The 17,702-nt window shown below is 63.7% G+C and carries 15 protein-coding genes and 1 pseudogene; 4 read left to right on the forward strand and 12 right to left on the reverse strand.

What is annotated here, in order from left to right; genetic code table 11:
• Positions 1-18: 18 nt before the first annotated feature.
• Positions 19-819, reverse strand: coding sequence for an ABC transporter ATP-binding protein (locus DCY11_RS01880; RefSeq protein WP_108680982.1), 801 nt, complete (start codon positions 817-819; stop codon positions 19-21).
• A complete protein-coding gene (locus DCY11_RS01885) occupies positions 816-1,994 on the reverse strand; it encodes an ABC transporter permease (protein WP_108680984.1) in 1,179 nt (392 codons plus the stop codon). Before DCY11_RS01885 ends, DCY11_RS01880 begins: the two co-directional genes overlap by 4 nt.
• Positions 1,995-2,096: 102 nt before the next feature.
• Here DCY11_RS01885 and dgcA point away from each other — a divergent pair, with 102 nt between their 5' ends.
• Positions 2,097-3,116: an N-acetyl-D-Glu racemase DgcA gene (gene dgcA, locus DCY11_RS01890; RefSeq protein WP_108680986.1), complete on the forward strand. Its 1,020-nt coding sequence runs from the start codon at positions 2,097-2,099 to the stop codon at positions 3,114-3,116.
• On the opposite strand, the gene DCY11_RS01895 is transcribed toward dgcA, so the two are convergent.
• Positions 3,086-4,375, reverse strand: coding sequence for an MFS transporter (locus tag DCY11_RS01895; RefSeq protein WP_108680988.1), 1,290 nt, complete (start codon positions 4,373-4,375; stop codon positions 3,086-3,088). The genes dgcA and DCY11_RS01895 overlap by 31 nt on opposite strands.
• A 73-nt stretch (positions 4,376-4,448) precedes the next feature.
• Between DCY11_RS01895 and DCY11_RS01900 the strand changes: the two genes are divergently transcribed.
• Entirely contained in the window at positions 4,449-5,468 is a 1,020-nt protein-coding gene (locus DCY11_RS01900; RefSeq protein ID WP_108680991.1) for a hypothetical protein, read from the forward strand.
• A gap of 532 nt (positions 5,469-6,000) precedes the next feature.
• Here the strand turns inward: DCY11_RS01900 and DCY11_RS01905 are convergent.
• Together DCY11_RS01905 and DCY11_RS01910 are read right to left on the reverse strand one after the other, a co-directional pair.
• The gene (locus tag DCY11_RS01905) at positions 6,001-7,074 is read right to left on the reverse strand and encodes a glycosyltransferase family 1 protein (protein ID WP_108680993.1); all 1,074 of its coding nucleotides are present in this window, start codon (positions 7,072-7,074) and stop codon (positions 6,001-6,003) included.
• On the reverse strand, positions 7,074-7,904 hold the full coding sequence (locus DCY11_RS01910; RefSeq protein ID WP_069445234.1) for a UDP-2,3-diacylglucosamine diphosphatase: 831 nt from the start codon (positions 7,902-7,904) through the stop codon (positions 7,074-7,076). Before DCY11_RS01910 ends, DCY11_RS01905 begins: the two co-directional genes overlap by 1 nt.
• A gap of 82 nt (positions 7,905-7,986) precedes the next feature.
• Here DCY11_RS01910 and DCY11_RS01915 point away from each other — a divergent pair, with 82 nt between their 5' ends.
• Both DCY11_RS01915 and DCY11_RS01920 read left to right on the forward strand, forming a co-directional pair.
• Positions 7,987-8,865, forward strand: a complete 879-nt coding sequence (locus DCY11_RS01915; protein WP_108680995.1) for a fructosamine kinase family protein — start codon at positions 7,987-7,989, stop codon at positions 8,863-8,865.
• Positions 8,866-9,519: 654 nt separating this feature from the next.
• On the forward strand, positions 9,520-10,365 hold the full coding sequence (locus DCY11_RS01920) for a fumarylacetoacetate hydrolase family protein (RefSeq protein ID WP_108683632.1): 846 nt from the start codon (positions 9,520-9,522) through the stop codon (positions 10,363-10,365).
• A gap of 8 nt (positions 10,366-10,373) precedes the next feature.
• On the opposite strand, the gene thiD is transcribed toward DCY11_RS01920, so the two are convergent.
• The 7 genes and pseudogenes from thiD to tkt all read right to left on the reverse strand — a co-directional run bounded on the left by thiD (position 10,374) and on the right by tkt (position 17,683).
• Positions 10,374-11,195: a bifunctional hydroxymethylpyrimidine kinase/phosphomethylpyrimidine kinase gene (gene thiD, locus DCY11_RS01925; RefSeq protein ID WP_108680997.1), complete on the reverse strand. Its 822-nt coding sequence runs from the start codon at positions 11,193-11,195 to the stop codon at positions 10,374-10,376.
• A gap of 91 nt (positions 11,196-11,286) precedes the next feature.
• Entirely contained in the window at positions 11,287-12,021 is a 735-nt protein-coding gene (locus tag DCY11_RS01930; protein WP_108680999.1) for a cytochrome c biogenesis CcdA family protein, read from the reverse strand.
• 9 nt (positions 12,022-12,030) lie between these two features.
• Complete coding sequence (locus tag DCY11_RS01935) at positions 12,031-12,717, reverse strand: HAD-IA family hydrolase (RefSeq protein ID WP_108681001.1); 687 nt, start codon at positions 12,715-12,717, stop codon at positions 12,031-12,033.
• Complete coding sequence (gene rpe, locus DCY11_RS01940; RefSeq protein WP_108681003.1) at positions 12,717-13,388, reverse strand: ribulose-phosphate 3-epimerase; 672 nt, start codon at positions 13,386-13,388, stop codon at positions 12,717-12,719. Before rpe ends, DCY11_RS01935 begins: the two co-directional genes overlap by 1 nt.
• A 2-nt stretch (positions 13,389-13,390) precedes the next feature.
• Positions 13,391-14,647 (reverse strand): phosphoglycerate kinase, encoded by a 1,257-nt coding sequence (gene pgk, locus DCY11_RS01945; RefSeq protein ID WP_245409423.1) that lies wholly within the window; start codon positions 14,645-14,647, stop codon positions 13,391-13,393.
• Entirely contained in the window at positions 14,644-15,657 is a 1,014-nt protein-coding gene (gene gap, locus DCY11_RS01950) for a type I glyceraldehyde-3-phosphate dehydrogenase (protein ID WP_108681005.1), read from the reverse strand. The genes pgk and gap overlap by 4 nt, the downstream gene beginning before the upstream one ends.
• Before the next feature lie 29 nt (positions 15,658-15,686).
• Positions 15,687-17,683 (reverse strand): annotated as a pseudogene (gene tkt, locus DCY11_RS01955) (transketolase).
• Between the last annotated feature and the right edge of the window lie 19 nt (positions 17,684-17,702).

Here is a 17,702-nt window from a genome sequence, read left to right on the forward strand (position 1 = left end):
GAAAGAACCTGGCGCCGGTCAGCTGACCACCCGCCGCTCCTCGGTAGGGCTCGCGGCGCGCGCGCGTTCGCCACAGAAGTACTCTTCAATCCACGGATGATCGGGGGTGCTTTGTAGCTCTTCGGGCGATCCGGTCCGGACGATCTTCTTGTCGGCCAGAACCGCCACCCTGTCGCATACCGTGAAAATCGTATCAAGGTCGTGCGTGACCATATAGACCGTAAGCCCAAGTGTCTGTTGTAGCTTGCGAATAAGGTGATCGAACTCCGTGGCCCCGATCGGGTCGAGACCGGCCGTGGGCTCGTCGAGAAACACGATCTCAGGATCGAGCGCGAGCGCGCGGGCCAGCCCTGCGCGCTTACGCATACCACCGGACAGCTCGGATGGGTACTTGTGGGCCGCCTCGGGCGGCAGCCCCACCATCGTTAGTTTGAGGAACGCGAGGTCGTCCATCATCGACTGCGACAGGTTCAGGTGCTCGCGCATGGGGACCTCGATGTTCTGCAACACCGTGAGAGACGAGAACAACGCGCCGTCCTGAAAGAGGATGCCCCAGCGCTGTTCGATCGCAAGCCGCGCCTCGGGCGACAGCGTGTGTTCTTCCTGTCCGAACAGCGTGACGACCCCATTGTCGGGTCGCACCAGACCCGTGATCACCCGCATCAACACGGACTTGCCTTGGCCCGAGCCGCCGACGATGGCCAGGATTTCCCCCCGGTACACATCGAGGTTGAGCGACTCCCAGATCTGATGCGTGCCGAAGCTCTTGGCGAGCCCGCGCACGCGGATCAGGATTTCGCGTCCGTCCTCGACGATCACTGGCCGATCCCCGCGAGGAACATGGCGAAGATGCCGTCGATGCAGATCACGAGGAAGATCGCCTTGACCACGGCGGAGGTCACGTGAACGCCCAAGGACTCGGCGCTGCCTTCAACCCGCAAGCCCTCGAGGCACCCAACGAGTGCGATGATCACGGCCGCAAACGGCGCCTTGATCATGCCGACCATGAAATGCCGGAAACTGACGATCTCTTGGAGCTTGTCGATGTAGAGAGGCGGATCCAGTCCGAGCATCACCCATGCCATGACGCCGCCGCCAACGAGCGCGGCGATATCTCCCATGAAGGTGAGGAGCGGCAACGCCACAATGAGTGCGGCGACGCGCGGCAGGACAAGCGTGTCCATGGGATCGATGCCGAGCGTACGCATGGCGTCGATCTCTTCGCGCATCTTCATGGAGCCGATCTCCGCGGTGAAGGCCGAACCGGAACGGCCGGCCACCATGATCGACGTCAGCAGGATACCCACTTCCCGCAGCGAGAGGATCGCGACCATGTTCACGGCCATGACCTCGGCCCCGAAGTAGGACAGCTGCACCACGCCTTGCTGCATGACCACCGCGCCGATCAGGAAGCAGATCAGAAAGATGATCGGCAATGCCCGCAGGCCCGCATGATCGAGATGATGGATGAAGGAGATCGGACGGAACCGCCAGGGTTCACGAACCACACGAACAGCGGCAAACGTAACCTCGCCAAGAAACGCGGTCAGGGCGACCGTGTCTCGCCAGATGCTCGACGCGCTTGTCTTCATCGTGTCGACGAACTGCTGGAGCGGCGGGACCTCGTCGATCTCCGGCAGATCGGATTGCGCGCGGCGATGAACTTCTTCGATGAGAATACGGAAGCTATCCGTGGCGCCGGCGTAGCGCGTCTTCAAACCTCCGCGCTGCCATGCTGACGCGGTGCGCTGCAGGAGCCAGGCACCGGACGTGTCGATCTCGGCGATGCCCGAGATATCCATTTCGCCCGTGAACTCGGATGACGGAGGGATGGGGACCTTCAGCCGCTTCAGTTCCTCGTCCAGAACCGCGACTTCGGAGATGGTCCAGGCGCCCGTGGCAACCAGGCGAAACGTCGTGCCACGCAACTCGACCCGAAAGCCCGGGGCCTCGATTTCGGTCGAAAGGACGAATTGATTGTCACGCTTTAGCATGTAAGGGCTTGGCCTGGCTCAGAATCTAAGCTTCTTTGTGGCATTCGGCGCAAATGGCAGCGCAACCGTTTTGGCCGAAAACAACGGAGAAATAAAGCTGCGATGGGAAGCGAACCCGCCGAGCGTATTGGCGACGGCAAGCCGCTGACCCTTTCGGTTCGCGTGCAACACTGGCCTATTCGCGGCAATTTTACCATCGCGCGCGGATCGAAGACCGAAGCGGTCGTGGTTGTGGCCGAGATGGGCGACGGCAGCGCGACCGGCCGGGGCGAGTGCGTTCCCTATGCCCGCTATGGTGAAAGCGTCGACGGCGTGGTCGCCGCGATGGAAAACCTGCGCCCTGAGCTCGGCCGCGGTCTCGATCGCTCCCGCCTCGAAGGGCTCCTGCCGCCTGGTGCCGCACGCAACGCGGTCGACTGCGCGCTGTGGGATCTTGAAGCCAAGCAGACGGGACGGACGGTTGCCGAGCGCATCGGGTTGGCGCCCCTCAAGGCGGTCCCGACGGCCTTTACGATCTCGCTGGGGGCGCCAGCGGTCATGGCCGCGCGGGCGCATGAAGCTTCCGCCCATCCGCTGTTAAAGCTCAAATTGGGCGGCGATGGCGATGCGGAGCGGATGCGGGCGGTCCGGGATGCGGTGCCCGATGCCCGTCTGATCGTCGATGCCAACGAGGCGTGGGGCGCGGACCAGCTTCAACCGCTTCTCGCCGTGGCGGACGAAACAGGGGTCGAGCTCGTCGAGCAACCGCTTCCGGCGGACCACGACGCGCTGCTTGCCGAGATCGCCCATGACGTTCCGATCTGCGCGGATGAATCGGCTCATGACAGCGCTTGCCTCGAACAGCTTGTCGGCCGCTACGACGCCGTCAACATCAAGCTCGAAAAGACGGGCGGGCTCACCGAAGCGCTGCGCATGTCCGAACACGCCCGTACGCACGGCCTCAAGATCATGGTCGGCTGCATGGTGGCGACGTCGCTTGCCATGGCGCCGGCCCTCCTCGTCGCGCAGACGGCGGACTGGGTCGACCTGGACGGGCCGCTGCTGCTCGCACGCGACCGGGGCGCCGCGCTTGCCTATGAGAACGGAGACGTCTACCCGCCCTCACCCGCGCTTTGGGGCTGAGCGTCCGAAGCTGGGTGCTCCGGCCTTGCGTGTTCGACGACGATGCCGCCATGCCAGTGCCTGCGCAGCAGCATCGCAGCGAGCGTCCCCACTGCGGCGATCGCCGCCATCACCGCGTAGGACTCCCCGCCAAGACTTGCGTAGAGCGGGCCGCACAGCAACGTGGCCGTTCCCATCACAAGGCCGGCGACCACCGCCGAGAACAGACCCTGAGCCGTGGCGGAGCGATCCTCCGGGATCGCGTGAGTCAGAAAGTGAATGGCGGCGAGGTGCGCGGCGCCGAAGCTCATGGCGTGCAGCGTCTGCAGGATCGCCGTCGCCCACAGCGGCGGGTCGAACGCCATAAGGCTCCAGCGCAGCGCCGTCATGAAGCCGGCCAAGACCAGAAGGCGTGTCGAACCAATGCGCCCAACGATGCGGCCCGACACGGCGAACAGCAGGACTTCCGCGATGACGCCGATTGACCACAGCGCGCCGATCGTGCCGCCGGAGAATCCTTGCGCGCGCCAGTGGAGCGAGCCGAACGCATAGAGCATGGCATGGCTCCCGTGCACGAGACTGGTCGCGACGAGAAACAGCAGGAACAGCGGCGAGCGCATGAGTGCGGTGGCGTCGGACAAGCGAAGCCGCCGCGGGGGCGTCCCCTCGCCTGTAGGTTTGGCGCGGCGCGTCACCGCAAGGTCGTGCGGAATGAAATAGGTGCCCACGATCATCAACGCGGCCGCGCCCACGAGCAGCGGCACGACGAGCCCGGCCCCGGCCTGCTGGATGACGACACCGACTCCGAGACTGGCCGCGACGAAGCTGAGCGAGCCCCAAAGCCTGACCTTGCCGTAGTCGAGCCGGGCGCGCCGTATACCGGTGATCGCGATCGTCTCGGTCAAGGGCATCAGCGCGGTCGAGGCCAAGGCAACGAGGACCATGGCGAAGAACATTTGCCAGAAGCCGCTCGAGACCCAGAGCGCGCCATAGGCGATCATTGATCCCCAGGCCGACAGGATGAGCACGAAGCGTCTGTCTCCCAGCAGGTCGGCAACGAAGCTGATCGAAGGCGCGATGAGGATGCGGCCGAACAGCGGGGTCGCGAGCAGGATGGCGATCTGATCGGGCGTGAAGCCACGCCACTCCAACCACACGGGCAGGTAAGGCAGATAGCAGCCGATGATCAGGAACAGGACCGCGTAGAGAAAGCCCAGACGCCAAGCGAGAGCACGGCTCGTCGCCTGCGTGGCATTCTCAGGTGACGCGAAGCCGTCCATGTTCGTTAACCATTCCCTTTAGGACGATGACTACCTTCGAGTGCACCATCGAATCAGATAGATTGGTTGCACCATGCTGAACCGCGCAACTGGCGCCGCACAGGCTCTGTCTCGAAGCGACAGCGATCCGCAATCCAGCTCAGCCGAGCATGCGGAATATGCCGCGCTTGAGACGACGCTGAGAGGGTCCGAGCTTGGCCGCCGATTCTTGGCGGACTATGCGCGTCAGCACCCCACACCGGAAGTCAAATTGCTGTTGGACGCGCTCGTGCGGCTCGAGTCCGCTTCGGTCGCGCCGGAACGGACTCGTCAATCGCATGGCCTCGTGTCCGAGCTCGTTGCGATGAGCGAAACCATCGGCGAATTGCGGCGGGAGATCGGCGAACTCCAGCTCGTGGACATCCCGGTATCCGATCCGATTGCGGCACCGTGCGCCTTCGAGCAGATCGTCGAAGCCTCGGCCCGCGCGACGTCCGATGTGCTCGAGGCACTGGAAGAGATTCAAAGCGTTTCATGGGCGCTGCGCGAGCAGGGCGTCGCTCTCGACTGTTGCGACAGGCTGGATGAGCGCGCCGCCGACATCTACACGGCGTGTGCACGGCGGGAGATCGCGGGACAGCAGACAGCCGATGCCCTGAACCTGCTGCGCGACGTGGAGCGCCGCATCGATGCGTTGATCGAGGACTGGAGCGACCACGAAACGAAGAACCTTCTGGATGCTGCTAAGGCTCTCGACGTGAGCGGGGCCTTCGAAACGGAGCCGCAGCAGACACGCGCCGGCGCAGCGACCGTGGACGAGAGCGAACCCGCTCGCGACGAGCATCCTCATGCGGGTCTGGAACCAGTATCTGAACCGACACCGCGGCGGACGAACCGTCTCGTGCCCGAAGAGGCCGTCCCAGTCCCTGCAAACGACGCGGCCCCGGCAGACGAGCCCGCGCTTGTTAAGCTGCCAGCATCTACAACCCTGCCCGCACCTACCGAGCCAACGGCGTCCGCCCTCCTCTCCGACGGACCGCGCCCTTTCGAGCGGCCCGAGCCTTTGACCCTCGAAGCGCTTGTCGCCGCACAACGCGCGGCGCTTTTCGGGTGACGTTTAAGTCAATATTTTCAGTATCTTAAGCTCATATCGGAAAAAATCGTCTGTCGGGTCTTGAAAGCCTATAGGCCCTGCCCATTTCTGGGAGGACGCAAGATCCCCCAACGCGTCCCCCAAACTGACGCATGAAAATGCGAACGGCCCGGTCCCCCCACCGGGCCGTTTTCTTTTGTGGCTGGCCAAGCGTCGCCGGACCGAAAAATTAATTCGCCGCGCCCTTGAAAGCCCCATGGCGGCGAACCATCTCATGGGAGACGCAAGATCCCCCAACGCGTCCCCCAAACTGACGCATGCGAATGCGAACGGCCCGGTCCCCCCACCGGGCCGTTTTCTTTTGTGGCTGGCCAAGCGCCGCCGGAGCAAAAAATCAATATGGCTCGCCCTTGAAAGCCCCGTGACGCGGAACCATCTGAAGGAAGACGCAAGATCCCCCAACGCGTCCCCCAAACTGACGCATGACAATATGCACCGGCCCGGTTCCCCAACCGGGCCGTTTTCTTTTGGGGGGCGTTTTCGGAGAGGCTGCTTAGGCCGCTGTTTTCTTACGCATCAAGCGGCTGGGGCGCAGGCGGGGCAAGAGACGCCGCCGCTCGGGCAGGCCGAGATTATGGGCCGCCAGCACATTATCCAGGAACTGCTGTGCCGAGTTTTCCCAGCTGAAGTTCAAGGCATGGGACCGGGCATCCTCGCCGTTGAGGTCCAGGGCCTGCAGCGCCGCCGTCTGCAGGTCGCTATGGAGCACGCCGGCGGTCGGGTCGGTCACGACGTCCTTGGGCCCGTGGACGGGATAGGCCGCCACCGGGACCCCGCATGCCAGGGCTTCCAGGAGCACCAGGCCGAACGTGTCCGTAAGGCTGGGAAAGACGAAGACATCGCCGGAGGCGTAGGCCGCGGCAAGCTCCTCGCCTTCCTTGGGACCGGTGAAGTGCACATCCGGGTAGGCGCGCTGGAGCTCGGTCAGCTGCGGGCCCCCGCCGACAACGACTTTGCGCCCGGGAAGATCGAGCTTCAGAAAAGCCTCGATATTCTTCTCGACGGACACGCGGCCCACATACATGAAGACGGGGCCGTCGCCGTACAGCCGCACGTTTTGCGGCCGGAACAGATCCACGTCGACGCCGCGCGTCCAGCGCATCATGCGTTTGAACCCCTTGGCCCCGAGATCCTCCTCTACCGAAGGTGCGGCCACGAACATGCCGGCCCCGCTATTGTGGAAGCGGCGCTGGAAGCTGTAGCACCAGGATTCGGGCACAGGCAGGCGCGCCGAGACATATTCGGGGAAGCGGGTGTGATAGCTCGTGGTGAACGGCCGCTTGTTCTTGCGGCAATGGCGGCGCGCCAAAAGACCGAGCGGCCCTTCCGTCGCGATGTGAACGAAGTCCGCCCCGACGCTTTCGATGTAGCGGTCGACCATGCCCGGCGTCGCTAGCGCGAGCCGGATCTCAGGATAGGTGGGGCAAGGAAGCGTGCGATACTGCGACGGAACGAGGAAGCTGATTTCCGCGCCAAAATTGGGAATTTCCTGCGCAAGCCGCTCGTAGGTGCGCACAACTCCGTTGACCTGGGGGTACCAGGCGTCGGTGACGACGAGAACGTGCATTAGGCGGCCGCCTCAAGCTCCTTGGAGGAAGTCTCGGGCTCACGCACACCAGTATGAGGATTCCAACGGATGATCTGGAAGACTCCTTCTTCGGTCTCGACGACTGCCGTGCAGCTCTCGACCCAATCGCCCGTGTTGATATAAACCACGTCTTCTACCTGACGCATAGCGGCATGGTGAATATGTCCGCAGATTACGCCTTGGGCGCCACTCCGGCGCGCTTCCTGTACCAACGCGTGCTCGAACTCACCAATGAAATTCACGGCGCGCTTGACCTTGTACTTGAGATAGGCCGAAAGCGACCAATAAGGCATGCCGAACCACCGGCGTACCGCGTTCAGGTGGGTGTTGAACCACAGCGCGGTGACATAGCCCCAATCTCCAAGGAAGGCCAGCCATTTGGCGTAGCGCACCACGACATCGAACTCGTCGCCATGCATGATCAGATAGCGCCGCCCGTCCGCACCGGTATGGACGGTCTGCCGCTCGATGGCGATGCCGCCGAACTGGGACCCGCAATACTCGCGCATGGCTTCGTCGTGATTGCCGGGAATGTAGACGAGGTCAGTGCCCTTGCGGACCTCGCGGAGCAGCTTCTGCAGGACGTCGTTATGGGGCTGCGGCCAATAGACCCCGCGCCGGATGCGCCAGAAGTCTACGATGTCGCCGACAAGATAAATTTTCGGCGCCTTGTGCGTCTTCAGGAAGTCCAGAAACGCTTCTGCTTGGCAAGCCTTGGTGCCAAGGTGGATGTCCGAAATAAAAAGAGCACGATAACGCTGGACGCCAGCGTCGGACGGCTCCTCTTCTTCCCTGCGCGTGTCCAACATAGTAAATCGGCGAATAAGCTGGTTTTGTATCAGCGTTGTGACATTGCATACGATCTGTGTACGACCAAAAATCGCAGTTGAAATGGACGATCCCGACGCCCTGCTAAACCATCGCCTGGACACGATTCTCGGTGCCCGCGTGGTGTCGCGCGCTCCCCTCTCGGCCGGCTTCGGTTTGACCGGATTGGTGGCCACACTGAGCGACGGGCGCCGGGTCGCCGTCAAAGCGCGCACGAGCGATTCGACACGCGGTCCCAGCCTTGCACTCGAAGGCGCCATGCTTGCCGATCTGGCGCGCCTGTCGGAGCTGCCCGTGCCGCACGTCTATGCGGCCGAAGCCGATCTCCTGGTGATGGACTTCATTGATAACGACGGCGGGTCCATTACGCCCGCTGTGGAACGCCATGCGGCGACGCTGGTGGCACAGCTCCATGCCACGCCGCGCGATCGGTTCGGGTTTGCCTACGACACACTGATCGGCCCGTTGCATCAGCCGAATCCGCTGAGTGAAAAGTGGGTGCCCTTCTTCCGCGATCATCGCCTGCTCCATATGGCGCAGGCCGCGCGCGATGAAGGCACCCTGCCCCTTCCCCTCTACGGCCGGATCGAGCGGCTGGCGGCCGTTCTCGGCGAGTATCTCGCCGAGCCCTCCCATCCCAGCCTTCTCCATGGCGACCTTTGGACAGGCAATGTGCTGGTCAAGGGCGATCGCATCGCCGGCTTCGTCGATCCGGCCATCTATTACGGTCATCCCGAGATCGAACTGGCCTTCACCACCATGTTCGGGACGTTCGGGCGCGCCTTCTTCGAGGCCTATGAAGAGATTTTGCCGCTAGAGCCCGGCTTTCACGATTTGCGGCGGGACATTTACAATCTGTATCCGACGCTCGTGCATGTGCGGCTGTTCGGCGGCAGTTATATCGGGGCTATCGAGCGGACCCTGGCGAAGCTCGGTGTATAGCATTGAGGGTTGCGGCGGCGACGATTGCGATTGGGCAAAAAAGAACCGGCCCGGGCAAAGCCGGGCCGGTCTTCCCTGCGAACGAGCCGAAAGCTGAAGGCGTAAAGCCTTCATGAGGTCTCGACTCGCCCCCCATTTTGTTCCTGAGCCGTCGCTCAAATTCCTCGCGGTGTCACCCGCTTCGTTCTTCTTCGGGAGAAGAAGGCCCCCCAGCCCGTCCCCCGTGGTGTGATGCAAAGCTATCCCAGGGCGGCGCGACGCTTCAACAAAGCGAAGCACTATGAATGCACTTCGCTGTCGCAGTGTTGCGGAAATGCAAAAGGCGCCGTTCCCGCGTCCATCATGGCTCTATTAGTCCTTATAATTCAATGCTTTATGTATTCATTGCGAGCGAGGCCCCGGGGCGTCTCTGTCCGAATTTTGGTCGTGCCGGGGGCTCATGCATGCGCTCAAGGGGGAAATCTTTCGACGGTCTTGTGGCAAATGCGCAACGGCCTCCGACGAGACGGCCACGGAGAGCTTTTTGCGGACGTTTCGGCGTCCTTCAATCGTTCCTATCGATGAGGCTCGTGGCGGCGAAGAAATTCGCGTTCCCGGCGTTGCACGGCTCAACGCCATGTGCATCATGCCCCAAACATTCTCGCGGGGGAGACGATGAGGCTCGTACGTTACGGTGAACTCGGGCAGGAGAAGCCCGGCATTCTGGATGCCAATGGCGCCATTCGTGACCTGTCCGGCGTCGTGGACGACATCGCGGACGAGGTCCTCACGCCGGCGGGCCTGCAGCGCCTGCGCGAGATCGATCCCGCGTCCCTCCCGCTCGTCGACGGCAATCCCCGTCTCGGCGCACCGGTCGGCAATGTCCGCAAGTTCTTCGGCATCGGGCTGAACTACCGCGACCACGCCGAAGAGACCGGCCTGCCCATCCCCGAAGTGCCCATCGTCTTCGTGAAGGCGACCTCTTCGATCTGCGGCCCGAACGATCAGGTCTTGGCGCCCGCGGACTTCAAACGCATGGACTACGAGGTGGAGCTCGGCTTCATCATCGGCAGCACCGCGAAACGCGTGCCCGTCGAGACCGCGCTCGACTATGTGGCCGGGTATTGCATCGGCAACGACGTGTCCGAGCGCAGCCTTCAGAAGGGCGGCCCCGGCGAATGGATCAAGGCCAAAAGCTACGAGACGTTCGGTCCGCTCGGTCCGTGGCTTGTCACTTCGGATGAGATTCCCGATCCGCAGAATCTCGATCTCACCATGGATCTCAACGGCGAGCGCATGCAGACGGGCAATACCTCGACCATGATCTTCTCCGTGGCCGAACTCGTCAGCTATATCAGCAAGTACATGACGCTGGTTCCCGGCGACGTCGTAGTCACGGGCACGCCGCCAGGCGTGGGCATGGCGCGGAACCCGCGCGTGTTCCTCAAGCCGGGCGACGACATGGTGCTGCGCATCTCAGGCCTCGGCGAACAGCACTCGGTCGTGGTCGCCGAAAGCTAGGCGGCACCCTACGACGGCTTCTGCCAGAAGGCGTGGAAGTGGTGCAGCGGCCCGGCGCCCTGCCCAACATGAATCTCGTCCGCGGCGATGATCGCCGCCGTGACATACATCTTGGCAAGCTTGACCGCCTTTTCGACGGTCTCGCCCTTGGCGAGCTCCGCGGCAATCGCCGAGGACAGCGTGCAGCCGGTGCCATGTGTATTTTGGGTCTCGTGGCGGGGCGCCTCGATCCTTTGAACGCCGTTCGCGTCGGCGAAAATGTCGAGCGCCGTCTCGGCCATGGATTCGCCGCCGGTCAGTAGCACTGCGTCCGCCCCGAGGGCCCGCAGCCGCTCCGCACGGCCTTCCATCATCTGCTCCCGGCTTTCCGGCGGCTCTCCAAGCAAGGCCGCACATTCCGCGAGATTGGGCGTGGCGACGGTCGCGCGCGGCAGGAGCCGGTCCCGCAGCACGCCGACCGCATCCTCATCGAGCAATAGATCGCCGCTGGTCGACACCATGACGGGATCGAGCACGACGGGGACGTCTTCGAACAGGTCGAGGCCAGTCGCCACCGCCTCAACTGTCTCGGCCGTGGCCAGCATCCCGATCTTGATGGCCCCGACATCGAGATCGCGCGCGACAGACTGCATCTGTGCCAGCACGAACTCCGGCGGCACGGCCATGACATCGTCGACGCCCTGTGTGTTCTGCGCGGTCAGTGCCGTGATCGCGCTCGCGCCATAGACGCCGAGTGCGGAGAAAGTCTTCAGATCGGCTTGGATGCCCGCGCCGCCCGATGAATCCGAACCGGCCACGGTGAGTGCAATCAGGGTTCTGTCTGCTGTCATTTTGTTTTTGTTCCCCGGAAATCAGTGAGTGGCGCGCGCCGGCCTGGCGCAGGTATCGACCCTGCACGCCGGCGGCGTGCGCGCTGAAGGATCAGCCAATCGTCGCCAAAGACGGGAAGGCCTGCAGGATCCAGCCTGCGATGAGTGTCATGGAGTCCGTCAGGAAAAGGATGCCGGTCAAGACGAGAAGGCCGCCCATGATCTTCTCGACCTTGCCCAAGTGCTTCTTGAAGCGCCCGAGGGCCTTCATGAACGGCTTCACCGCCACGGCGGCCAAGATGAAGGGAATACCGAGCCCCAGCGAGTAGACGAACAGCAGGCTCACGCCTTTGCTGACGGTCGACTCGCCAGCCGCCACCGCCAGAATCGCGCCGAGCACGGGACCGATGCACGGTGTCCAGCCGAAAGCGAAGGCAAGGCCGATGACATAGGCGCCGAACAGGCCCGCGGGACGCGTGTCGGCGTGGTAGCGCGCTTCGCGATGGAGAATGGGGATATGGATGACCCCGAGGAAATGCAGGCCGGCGATGATGATCACGACGCCCGCGATCTTCGACAGGATCGGCAGGTTGGTCACCACGAGCGACCCCAAGGCCGTCGCCGTGGCGCCGAGAATCACGAAGACCGTGGTGAAGCCCAGCACGAACGCGACGGAGGACAAGACCACCGTCTGGTAGACATGGGCTGGGGTTTCGTCTTCGCCGGTGAGCTGGTCGAACGTGGTGCCGCCGAGGAAGCATAGATAAGGCGGAACCAGTGGCAGGACGCATGGGCTGAGGAAACTCAGAAAGCCTGCCAGAAGCGCGCCGTAATAGGTGACGTCCATAGGCCTGTGCTAGTCCGCTTCCGGGGCAAGAGCAAGACCGCCCACCAAGTCGTGAAGATGGTTGATGACGGCGTCCGGTTCGAGCGTCGTAACCGGAACCGTGGAGTACCCATACGAGACCAGGACCGACCGTAGCCCGGCCGCACGCGCCGTTTTCAGATCGGTCTGGCTGTCGCCCACGAGGAGCGTCGTCTCAGGCTCCGTGCCGAGTACCTGAATGAGTTCGAGAGCGCTGGCGGGATCGGGTTTGCGCGGGCGCCCATCCTTTTCGCCATGCACCACCTTGAACAATCCGGCAATCCCGAGCCCCTCGAGGACATCGTGGGCGATTGGCTCCATCTTGTTGGTCAGCACCGCGCACTCGATATCCGCCGCGTTGAGCTGCTCCAGCGTCTCACGGACGCCCGGGTACAGTTTCGAGTTCTCGAAGGGATCGTCGCTGTAGTGCACCAGCAGCCGCGCGAATGCCTTCTGGTGCTCCGCATCGTCGAGGGTCACGCCATGCTCTGCGAAGGCGCGGTCGACCAGTTTCCTGAGGCCGTTTCCCACCATGCCCTGGACCACATCCTCAGGATGGGGCGGCAGGCCGAAATCGGCCAGTGTTCTCTCGATAGCCAGCGTAAGGTCCCCCACCGTGTCTGCAAGCGTGCCGTCGAGATCAAAGATGACGGCTTGGCACGGCTGGAGGTGTGACATCAGGCGGCGACGCCCGCTTTGGCGGCTGCGCGGATGGCGGCGATGTTCTTCGCGTAGTCGCCGTCCTTGAATACGGCGGAGCCCGCCACGAGCGCATCGGCGCCGGCCTCGGCGACGAGCCCGGCGGTGTCGACATTCACGCCGCCATCGACTTCCAGATGGATCGGGCGTTCGCCGATCATCTTGCGGATGGCGCGAATCTTTTCGAGCTGCGCCGGAATGAAAGTCTGGCCGCCGAAGCCCGGATTGACGGTCATCACCAGAACGAGGTCGAGCTTGTCAAGCACGTACTCGATGGCGCCCTCCGGCGTGGACGGCGTGAGGCTCACACCCGCCTTCTTGCCCAGGCTGCGGATGTGCTGCAGCGATCGGTCCAGATGGGGGCCCGCTTCCGCATGCACCGTGATGATGTCGGAACCGGCCTTCGCGAACGCCTCGAGATAAGGATCGCACGGCGCGATCATCAGATGCGTGTCGAAGATTTTGTCCGAGTGCGGACGAAGCGCGGCGACTACATCCGGACCGAAGGTGATGTTCGGCACGAAGTGACCGTCCATCACATCGAGATGGACCCAGTCGCACCCGTCGCGGTCGATCGCCTCGACTTCCGCGCCGAGCTTGGCGAAATCAGCCGACAGGATCGACGGCGCGATGACGATCTCGCCCGGCATGGTCACGCCACCGCCGACTGGGGCGGCGTTGCGCAGTCTGCCAGAACGGCGACGCCCGGCAATTGCTCACCGGCGAGCCACTCGAGGAAGGCCCCACCGGCCGTCGAGATATAGGTGAAGTTGTCCGCCGCGCCCGCCATGTTGAGCGCGCGCACCGTATCGCCGCCTCCGGCGACAGAAATGAGTTTTCCGGCTTTCGTCCGGGCGCCCGCCTCTGTCGCAAGCGCAAAGGTCGCCGCGCCAAAGGGTGCGATCTCGAACGCGCCGAGCGGGCCGTTCCAAAGAATTGTGTGAGCGCCTTCGAGCTTTTCAATCAGCAGCTCGACGCTCTTCGGTCCCTGATCCAGTGCCAGCGCGTCGTCCGGAATCTCATCGACACCGCACACGGATGTTTCGACATCCTCGGCCAGACTCTTCGCAACCACGACGTCGACCGGCAGCACGATCTCGCACCCGGATGCCTTGGCCTTCTCGGTGATCTCCTTGACGGTGTCGACGAAGTCCGGCTCGCACAGAGACTTGCCCACGTCGATACCGTCGGCGAAGAGGAAGGTGTTGGCCATGCCGCCGCCAACCACGATCATGTCCATGCGCTGCGCCAAATTGGTCAGCACCTCGATCTTGGTGGAGACCTTGGCGCCACCGACCACGGCCATCACGGGACGCTTCGGGTTTTCCAGCGCGGCACTCAGGGCATTGATCTCGGCCATCATCGCCATCCCCGCATAAGCAGGCATGAGACGCGCGATGGCCTCCACGGAGGCATGGGCGCGATGGGCGCAGGAAAACGCATCGTCCACATAGATGTCGCCGAGAGCGGCGAGTTGCTTGGCAAAGCCGATATCGTTCTTGGTCTCGCCGGCGTGGTAGCGCAAATTCTCGAGCAGCACGACATCACCGTCTTTGAGCGACGCGATCCCGGCCTCGACGTCGGGGCCGATGCAGTCATCGAGAAACGTGACGTCCGCACCCAGAAGCTCGGCGAGCTTCGTGGCGACCGGCTTGAGCGACGTCTCGGGTGAGCGCTCGCCCTTCGGGCGGCCGAAATGCGACATCAGAACGACTTTCGCTCCTGCTTTCCGCAGGGCTTCGATCGTCGGCAGGACACGCTCGATGCGCGTCGCGTCCGCGACGGCTCCATCTTCGACAGGCACGTTGAGATCGGCACGGACAAGGACACGCTTCCCCGCCACATCAAGCCCGTCGATGGTCTTGATGCTGGCGAGGTCGATGTCCGCCATGCCGTTCCCTGACGTCATAGCAAGCGTCCCATCGCGACGGCGGTGTCGCTCATGCGATTGGAGAAGCCCCATTCGTTGTCGTACCAGGCAACGACACGGCAGAACGTGCCGTCGATCACCTGGGTGCCGGTCGCGTCGAACACGGAGCTGAGCGGGCTGTGATTGAAGTCCGACGACACGAGAGGCTTGTCGTTGATGCCGAGCACACCGAGCAGCGGCGCCTTGGAGGCAGCTTCCGCCATGGCTTCGTTGATCTCGTCCGCGCTGGTCTTGCGGCCCGCCTGGAACGTGAGGTCGACGAGACTCACATTCGGCACCGGCACGCGGATGGAGGCGCCATCAAGCTTGCCTTCGAGCTCAGGCAGGACAAGGCCGACTGCCTTCGCCGCGCCGGTCGAGGTCGGGATCAAATTCGCGGCGCTCGCGCGGGCCCGGCGCGGATCCTTGTGGAGCGTATCCACCGTCCGCTGATCGCCCGTGTAGGCATGGATCGTGGTCATGTAGCCGCGCTCGATGCCAACCAACTTGTGCAGGACTTCCGCCACGGGGGCGAGGCAGTTGGTGGTGCAGGACGCGTTGGACACCACGACGTCGGCCTCGGTGAGCTTCTGGTCGTTGACGCCATAGACGACGGTGAGATCGGCGCCCGAGCATGGCGCAGACACGAGCACGCGCTTCGCGCCTGCCTTCAGATGCTGAGCGGCGGCTTCGCGCTTGGTGAAGCGGCCGGTGCATTCCATGACGATGTCGACGCCAAGCTCGTCCCACGGCAGTTGCTCGGGATCGGGCTCGGCCAGAACCGCAACGTCCTTGCCATTGACGCGGAGGCTGCTGCCGTCCACGGAGATCTCGCCCGGGAACTTGCCGTGCACGGTATCGTACTCGAGCAGCAAGGCGTTCATATCGGCCGAGCCGAGATCATTGATCGCCACGAAGTCGAGATCGTCGCGGCCGGCCTCCATGAAGGCCCGGAACGTCAAACGGCCGATCCGGCCAAATCCATTAATGGCAACGCGTGGTGTGGCCATAACCTCCCTACCCTTTACGTATCTATGACTTAAACAATGAGTTCGCGCGCCGCGGCCGCAACGGCCTCGGGCGTGATACCGAAATGCTTATAGAGTTCTCCAGCCGGGGCGGAAGCACCAAATCCGCGCATGCCGACGAAGGCCCCCTTCGGGCCCAGCCATTCCTGCCAGCCGAACTCGACAGCCGCCTCCACGCCCACGCGCGGCGCCGACCCCAGGACGGCGTCCTTGTAGGCCGCATCCTGGGCTTCGAACAGCTCCCAACAGGGCATGGATACGACCGCGGCCTTGACCCCCTCACCGTCTAGGAGCTTCGCCGCCTCGACGGCCAGCGAGACTTCCGATCCGGTTGCGAGCAAGGTGACGTCGCGTCCGCCGTCCGGCTCGATTAGGACGTACGCCCCCGGGCGCAGAGGTTCTCGTTGGTAGGCGCCGTCCGCAGCAGTGGCAGGCCTTGACGCGTCAGTGTCATGATCGCGGGCGAGGACTTGGACTTGAGCGCGATGTCCCAGCACTCGGCGCATTCCACCGAGTCGGCCGGGCGCATCACGTTGAGATTGGGAATGGCCCGGAGCGCGGCCAATTGCTCGACCGGCTGATGCGTCGGACCGTCCTCGCCGAGCCCGATGGAATCATGGGTCATCACATAGACCACACGCTGCTCCATCAGCGCCGAAAGCCGGATCGCGGGACGGCAGTAGTCGGAGAACACCAGGAAGGTGCCGGCATAGGGCACGATCCCCCCGTGAAGGGCCATGCCGTTCATCGCGGCGCCCATGGCGTGCTCGCGCACGCCGTAGTGAATGTAGTTCCCGGAAAAGTCGCCCGTCTTCACGATGCCGTGCTGTTTCGTCAGTGTACCGACGGAACCGGTGAGGTCCGCCGAACCGCCGACCAGGCCCGGCACGACGGGAACGAGGCGCTCGAGCACTTTCTGCGAAGACTGCCGCGTGGCCAGTTTCGCGCCTTCGGCGGCGAAATCGGCCTTGATGCCGGCAACGGCCTCGGAGATGGCCGCGGCCACCTTCGTATCCACGGGGTCGACGAGATGGGTGCGCTCGTCCGTATCCAGTTTTGCGGCCGCTTCCGTCCAGCGCTCAAACGCGGCCCGGTTGCGCTGGCCCGCCTCGCGCCAAACGGCGAGGATCTCGTCCGGCACCACGAACGGGGGATGCGGCCAGCCCAGCGCTTCGCGCGCGCCGGCAATCTCCTCATCGCCCAGCGGCGAGCCGTGGGTCGAGGACGTGCCTTGCTTGTTGGGCGCGCCGTAACCGATCACGGTGCGGCAGGCGATGATGGAGGGTTGATCGGTGACGTTGCGCGCATTCTCGATGGCGAGCGCCACCGCTTCCGCATCGTGACCGTCCACGGCCGCCGTGTGCCAACCGGAGGCGCCGAAGCGCTGCAGCTGATCGTCGCTGACGGCAAGGTCCGTCGAACCGTCGATCGAAATCTGGTTGTCGTCGAAGAGGACAATCAACCGGCCGAGCTTCAAATGCCCGGCGAACGAGATCGCCTCCTGGCTGATGCCTTCCATCAGGCAGCCGTCACCGGCCAGGCAATAGGTGAAGTGGCTGACGATGTCGTCGCCGTAATGGGCGTTCTGCAGACGCTCGGCGAGGGCCATGCCCACCGCATTGCCGATCCCCTGCCCCAGCGGGCCCGTCGTCGTCTCGATGCCGGGTGCATGGCCGTATTCGGGATGGCCGGCAGTGCGGGCGCCAAGCTGGCGGAAGCGCTCGATCTCGCCGATATCCATGTCCGGATAGCCGGTCAGATAGAGCAGCGCATAGAGCAGCATCGAGCCATGGCCCGCCGAGAGCACGAACCGGTCCCGGTCCGGCCAGTCGGGGTGAGCGGCGTCGAACTTCAGGAACTGCGTGAAAAGGACCGTGGCGACATCGGCCATGCCCATCGGCATGCCGGGGTGGCCGGAATTCGCCTTCTGCACCGCGTCCATGGCAAGCGCCCGGATAGCGTTCGCCATATCCTTATGTGTCACATCCGCCACTGCCTGATCCTGCATCGATGGCCCCTAGCCCCGT

The organism is Methyloceanibacter sp. wino2, from assembly GCF_003071365.1.
GTDB lineage: Bacteria > Pseudomonadota > Alphaproteobacteria > Rhizobiales > Methyloligellaceae > Methyloceanibacter.

Excerpts from the sequence above, each read along its gene's own strand:
- DCY11_RS01885 (WP_108680984.1), bottom strand. The coding sequence starts at position 1,994 with ATGCTAAAGCGTGACAATCAATTCGTCCTTTCGACCGAAATCGAGGCC.
- dgcA (WP_108680986.1), top strand. The coding sequence starts at position 2,097 with ATGGGAAGCGAACCCGCCGAGCGTATTGGCGACGGCAAGCCGCTGACC.
- DCY11_RS01895 (WP_108680988.1), bottom strand. The coding sequence starts at position 4,375 with ATGGACGGCTTCGCGTCACCTGAGAATGCCACGCAGGCGACGAGCCGT.
- DCY11_RS01900 (WP_108680991.1), top strand. The coding sequence starts at position 4,449 with ATGCTGAACCGCGCAACTGGCGCCGCACAGGCTCTGTCTCGAAGCGAC.
- DCY11_RS01905 (WP_108680993.1), bottom strand. The coding sequence starts at position 7,074 with ATGCACGTTCTCGTCGTCACCGACGCCTGGTACCCCCAGGTCAACGGA.
- DCY11_RS01910 (WP_069445234.1), bottom strand. The coding sequence starts at position 7,904 with ATGTTGGACACGCGCAGGGAAGAAGAGGAGCCGTCCGACGCTGGCGTC.
- DCY11_RS01915 (WP_108680995.1), top strand. The coding sequence starts at position 7,987 with ATGGACGATCCCGACGCCCTGCTAAACCATCGCCTGGACACGATTCTC.
- DCY11_RS01920 (WP_108683632.1), top strand. The coding sequence starts at position 9,520 with ATGAGGCTCGTACGTTACGGTGAACTCGGGCAGGAGAAGCCCGGCATT.
- thiD (WP_108680997.1), bottom strand. The coding sequence starts at position 11,195 with ATGACAGCAGACAGAACCCTGATTGCACTCACCGTGGCCGGTTCGGAT.
- DCY11_RS01930 (WP_108680999.1), bottom strand. The coding sequence starts at position 12,021 with ATGGACGTCACCTATTACGGCGCGCTTCTGGCAGGCTTTCTGAGTTTC.
- DCY11_RS01935 (WP_108681001.1), bottom strand. The coding sequence starts at position 12,717 with ATGTCACACCTCCAGCCGTGCCAAGCCGTCATCTTTGATCTCGACGGC.
- rpe (WP_108681003.1), bottom strand. The coding sequence starts at position 13,388 with ATGCCGGGCGAGATCGTCATCGCGCCGTCGATCCTGTCGGCTGATTTC.
- pgk (WP_245409423.1), bottom strand. The coding sequence starts at position 14,647 with ATGACGTCAGGGAACGGCATGGCGGACATCGACCTCGCCAGCATCAAG.
- gap (WP_108681005.1), bottom strand. The coding sequence starts at position 15,657 with ATGGCCACACCACGCGTTGCCATTAATGGATTTGGCCGGATCGGCCGT.